This window comes from Candidatus Cloacimonadota bacterium, assembly GCA_020532355.1.
Taxonomy (GTDB): domain Bacteria; phylum Cloacimonadota; class Cloacimonadia; order Cloacimonadales; family Cloacimonadaceae; genus UBA5456.
Window position 1 is genome coordinate 1 of sequence record JAJBBD010000004.1, and the last position, 5,658, is coordinate 5,658.

The following is a 5,658-nucleotide window of genomic DNA, read 5'->3' on the forward strand; positions in this document are numbered from 1 at the left end:
ATCTTTTTACGCTCATCTGGGTCAAGGACATAGTTAAACTCAACCCCATCCTTTTCTGCTAACAGGGTTAGGTGAGTTTTAATCTCCTTCACCTTGTAGGGAGCCAGAAAGCCTTCATCAATCCCATGATCGATATCGAACTGGTAAGTGGGTTCGCCGACTTCGCATCCAAACAGATGGTAAGTGTCAATAATGGCCAAGTCATCTTCAGGGACGTTCTCCTTATCCTTGGGAATTGCGATTCTGGGAGTGGCGGTGAGACCGATCCGAGGGCAAAGGAAATGGTCGAAAATCAGTTTCCTGTTCACATTGATCGACCGATGACATTCGTCGACAATGAGTAGGTCATAGAAGTTGCTAGGGATACCTGAATAGATGATCTCAAGTGTATCGATCACTACGATATGGATGTCCTGGTGCTTGTGGGTCTTGTAGCTTGAAGTTGTAACCCAGGCAGTTTTATAAGTCGGGCTGATCAAACTGAATCCATCGTCCCTAGCCTGCTCGGCCAGCAGGCGACGATCAACCACAAACAGAATTCTCCGAGCCAGTCCATTATCAAGAAGAGCCTTGCATAATGCTACCATTGTTCTGGTCTTTCCTAACCCGGTGGCCATATGCACCAACATCTTGTCTCTTCCTTCCTTGATTCCTTCAATAAGTGAGTTTATGCAATCAAGCTGGTAATAACGATCTTTACCAGCAGCCGGATCAAAACCACCTGCGATGGATTGATCGATAACTATCTCACGATCTTGCCTTCTTCTCGACTCCAAGTGAATAAGTGCCTGCATGTCCTCCATTGACATTAAGGTGTTCACTGGCTTAAATTCGCCAGCTTCAAGACCGATCCAGGCCATGTCATAGAAAAGAATGCGATCTGCAGAACATGCATATAAAAATCGAGGCTTTAGAACTTCAGCGTAGAGTAAGCGTAATTTGGGCAGAGCTTTCTTGGGGTCATTCAGTTTGTTTTCAAACACTGCAAGTGGGTTGTTGTGCAAATCCAGCAGGACGATATCAGGTTTTATCGATTTAGCTCCAGGATAACGGCTCTGTTGCTCTGTATCCAGAGCGTATTGAGGTTGATACAACAAAGTATTGCCTGCTTTCCACCCTAGTGTCTCGAGCTCTCTGATAACCTTTAAATCGGTAGTTGTGGCTTCGTTTGAATAAATCCCTGACATTCCTACCTCCATACGTTGTCGAGTATATCGATCATAGCACGTTCTGCTACGTTTTGTAATGAGTCTAAGGAGCGAAGTGTTTTTAACACAGGGTAATACTTAGTAATCAGATCGTCTTGAATGCTAAGCTCACCAATAAACGGGACTGGAAAATCCATCATGTATGATTGAGAAACCTTCACCATGCTCGGTGATGCACCTAAAGGAGCTTTACCAAAGTATGATCGGCCAAGTGCAGAATTGAAAAGAAGAACAGCAAATTGAGGCCTCATTTTACTCGTGTCAAACCTAACACGAGTCAGAAGATCAGGGAAAACGATCTTTTCGTGTATACTCCCTGATACTCCTGCTAAAGCCACCAACTCAGGTGTGTTCCCTCTACTGTAGAAGAAATCTCCTTCCTGAATGATGAATGCATCAAGGTCGTCTCTATTATAAGATGTGTATTTTCTTTCTGAAAGGTCTATCTCCCCATACTTTAAACAAGAAAGTGACAAAACTGGTAAATCACCTCCATCACAGTTAGGTGACCAGCCATTTTTCGTATCAATGATAGCATTTCCAATAGGAAGATACTCAGTATCCATTATCTCGGGCATATATAGGACATGAGCTCTGCTTAGCGTCCTACATGAACTTATTGTCTCAGCAATTCTTGAAAGTAAGCTCACTATCCTTCTTTGTTCATCAGGAGGGGGTAGAGGTATCTCGAATCCTAGAATAAATTCGGAACCTTGCTCATTCTTGATTCCTTTGTTTTTCTGTTCAATAAGAAGATTGAGAAAAGCTGGAGATCTTAGTAAAAAGTAAATGAATTCGGGATTACAATCTGGGGATTCTACTTCGAAGACTTGATAATGAGTAGAACAGGCTAGTTTTCGTGGAGATATTGCAACAGCGCCTTGATGAATATTTATCTTTGAAGCTATCAAATCACCTCGATCTGCAATCAATAAATCCATCCCTGTTTCAAAGAACTCTCTTACGCTGATTTTACCTTCTGCGAAACTTATCTTTTCTACTATCTCGATCCTTCCATCATACTCATCTTTTTTTATTCGCACGTTTTTTGGCACAAGGAGATCGTTTAGAAGGACTCTTGGGTATTTAGCTCCACTTTCCAGGATTCTGCGTAACTGCAACAAACTTTCATGCTTCAGTAGTTCGTCTTCGTGAAAACCCATCAGATACTGGCGGGCAATATCGTATTCCAGCGCATTCTGCACATTTATTACCTCAAGAGCGTTATGGGCTTTTTCTAAAGAGCAGTTTTGTAGATGGGCATACCGATCATCAAGGTTCATTCCGTTGGCTCGTAATTCTCCGGTAAAAGCACTCTTCCACGCTTCAATCTGAGAAGCGGAGAGATTACTTCGATAGTTAGGTAAATTAAACGAATAAGTGTGAGCCCGTTCTATACGCCTAGCAATTTCATTCGCTAATTTACTTCGCAAAATCTCGTCATACTGGTGTATCCGTTCTTGATGCTCAATCTGATCTATTGTACTAGCCTTCAATTGGCTATCCAGCTTCTTTCTCAAGGTTCTCTTCTCAGACTCGCCCTTTATCGAATATTCTGTCGTAGTATCATCAACTATACGTTGTTTGATACGCGGATCAAGAGTTAGTATCCACTCTGCAGGAATTGAGAAAGAGTGCTTGGTTTCCGGCGGGGTTTCCCCATTCTTGATATATGCATGGAACATATTCAAGGCTTCTATTAACTGGCAACCTTCTATAATCCTACGATTAGTGCCCATAGTATAGCCATCATTTGATACTCGATAATACCAGACTTCTCTGGTGGGAGAGCCCTTTTCAAAAAACAAAATTGAAGTCTTCGGCCCAACTCCTCCCTTACTCACGAACACACCTTGGGGTAGACTGATGATCGCTTTGAGATCTGCTTGTTCAAGAAGTAACTTTCTTAAATTTCTTGCGCTGGTCTGATCCCAAGATAGGAAACCCTCAGAGACTACAACGGCGCATCGACCTCCAGGAGCTAGGGAGTCCAGCATAAGCTTTACAAATAAGATAGTTGTTTCTGCTTCTCTTGGAAATTCTTCCCAAACATTGGAGTATGAGTCCTTGTCACGTTCTGCCCCGAAGGGTGGATTAGCCAGAACAACCGAGAAACGGTCTTTGTATTCATTAGTGAACATCGCCAGAGAGTCACCTTGTTCTATGTTCGCAGGATTGAGTCCTCTAATATAGAAATTGATGGCGGCCATCTTACGTATCATGCCCAAGTACTCAATTCCATGAAGGCCTGACCGATAAAACTCCATAGATTTATCAAAGGAGGGCATCTTGACTGGGTTTTTGTGTAGATAGTCAGTAAGATAGGAATGCAACTCTGGATGTGCTTTCTCTCCAGGCCAATTGCCATTGTGGGAGGTGCCTTCAAGCACATAACCAAACGAATCAAAGAGGAAACCAGCTGTCCCGCAGGCCGGGTCGAAGATGTTATCACTATAAGAGGGAGCCGTCAAAGCCACCATAAACTGACGAATGTGGTCAGGTGTACGGTACAGGCCAATATCCTTCGTTCCACCGGACTCTGATAGTGCAGATTCGATAGCATCGCCTAATAGATCGGTTTTAAGTAAGCGCTCTTCGTCCAACTCACCTATCAATCCGATGATCTCGTGAATGTTACCGCTCTTCACATTGTTGGTAAAATTTGAGTTCTTGAATACCTCTTCGATCAGAACTAGCTGATCCAGCATTTTCTGCCCCAAATTGCCAGTGCAGACCTTCTTTGCTTGAGACATAATGCTTGCATAGAAGGGGAAAAATCGCTTGTTTATTGTATCCAACAGCAGATCGTTAGAAACCTGTCCGAGTGAAGAAAAAAGAAGATCTTCATTCTGTCCGGTGAATAGCTTACGCAGTTCCTTGAATTCATCATCATGCTTCAACTTCACATTGAAAATCCGTAGTAGCAGCAGTTCGATGATATACTCAACCCGCTGAACCGGGGTCCCTGCAGGGCGGAAGAGTTTGTGAAGCTTCTTCAGTATGTTGTTGGTGTTGTTGTCCGCGTAGTGAACTGTTGATCTTCCCATCTATATTACCTTATATTGTTTTTGTCTATGGTCAAATAGAACCAGATTCTCTTTGTTTATCCATGCTGATTTGGCAGAATCACAGCAATGTTTAGCTTCTAAGCCATCATTACATATCTGGATATTTGTGACTGGGAATTCAGTGTAAAATTCTTCAGGACTCCAGATGTTCCATCCCAGAGATTGGCATCGCCTGCCCACAAGAGAAAAGCGAACATGTTGTTCGTCCTTAAACGTGCCATCCTTCAATAAATTTCGGATATCTTCAATAGTCTGTTTCATTGATGCCTCACAGCCAGATTTGTTTTTTCCACAAGGATTTGTAAAGTTGAATTCTGTCAACCCCAAAATCTGTCTCATCCTTGCCCATCCTGATTTGTCAGCATACAGGGTAGTGCTTTCTTTGCTCTGGATCAATGATCACATCTGGAATCAAGGAGCAAGCATGACCGAAGCGTTGATGAACCGAATCAAAGCTCAGTTAGTCAGACATGAGGGTCTGCGACTTAAGCCATACCGCTGTACGGCAGGTAAGCTGACCATCGGCATTGGCCGCAATCTCGATGACCGGGGCATCTCCCAGAAAGAGGCTTATGTTATGCTGGAGTGAGATGTCCAGGACTGCGAGCAGTGGCTGATCGATGAGATACCCGAGGTGTACAATAAGCTCGATGAGGTTCGCCAGTCGGTGCTGCTCAACATGTGCATAAGCATCCCACAAAGCCGCTTCGCTTCTTTGCGGGAACCCTGCTACCTCGGTATCAATGGTCTGCTTGGCTTTAAGAACACTCTGGCTTTCATCGGTTCCGGAGACTGGGAACGGGCTGCCAATGGCATGTTAGCCTCCAAGTGGGCTAAACAAGTGGGTATGAGAGCAATAGAGCTTTCTGAGATGATGAGGAAGGGTAAGTGATCCCCATTCCGGTCGAGACCGATGCCATGCTCGCCATCATCAATCTACCCAAGGAGATGTCCAACAATGGCATCTTCAAGGAGCACCAGGGCTTGGTAATGGAGATGATACACTCTATGGTTCTGCAGGAGCACTATGATCGGGCAACTCACGATGACTTGCCGGAAGAGGAGCCATTCCTGATTTCTTTTCGCCACACCCTAAATCCTTTGCAAGCAAAGTCTCCAGGGAACCCGTTTTTGGGTTCTGTTTCCTGATGCTGCACTCTACTGCCGAGTTTCTCAATTTGAAGACCCTGGGCGAGGGAATAGTCAAAACCGTAGGACTAGACCAGTCTGCGACCGAACTGCTCACAGGGAGCGAAATAGACGCATTCAAAGCCAATCTTGAACTGAGGGCACTAACCGTCTTGAGTTCCTATCTCAATCAAACTGGCCTGGATCGCCTGAACGAACTCAAGCCCAGAACGCCTCGTGTTATCCGGGTAGGA

5 protein-coding genes and 1 pseudogene are annotated in these 5,658 nt (G+C 44.3%); 3 read left to right on the top strand and 3 right to left on the bottom strand.

What is annotated here, in order from left to right:
• The 3 genes from LHW48_00075 to LHW48_00085 all read right to left on the bottom strand — a co-directional run.
• Positions 1-1,187 (bottom strand): DEAD/DEAH box helicase family protein (locus LHW48_00075; protein MCB5258858.1); only part of this gene is annotated, 1,187 nt, incomplete at its 3' end.
• Positions 1,188-1,189: 2 nt separating this feature from the next.
• Positions 1,190-4,255 carry an N-6 DNA methylase gene (locus LHW48_00080; protein ID MCB5258859.1) on the bottom strand — a complete coding sequence of 1,022 codons (3,066 nt, stop codon included), beginning with the start codon at positions 4,253-4,255 and terminating at the stop codon, positions 1,190-1,192.
• Positions 4,256-4,537 carry a hypothetical protein gene (locus tag LHW48_00085; GenBank protein ID MCB5258860.1) on the bottom strand — a complete coding sequence of 94 codons (282 nt, stop codon included), beginning with the start codon at positions 4,535-4,537 and terminating at the stop codon, positions 4,256-4,258.
• Between the two features lie 163 nt (positions 4,538-4,700).
• Between LHW48_00085 and LHW48_00090 the strand changes: the two are divergent.
• The 3 genes and pseudogenes from LHW48_00090 to LHW48_00100 form a co-directional block, all read left to right on the top strand.
• Positions 4,701-5,168 (top strand): annotated as a pseudogene (locus LHW48_00090) (lysozyme).
• Positions 5,165-5,425 (top strand): hypothetical protein, encoded by a 261-nt coding sequence (locus LHW48_00095; GenBank protein ID MCB5258861.1) that lies wholly within the window; start codon positions 5,165-5,167, stop codon positions 5,423-5,425. Before LHW48_00090 ends, LHW48_00095 begins: the two are co-directional and overlap by 4 nt.
• On the top strand, positions 5,425-5,658 hold a 234-nt coding region (locus tag LHW48_00100), incomplete at its 3' end, for a hypothetical protein (protein MCB5258862.1). The genes LHW48_00095 and LHW48_00100, both read left to right, overlap by 1 nt.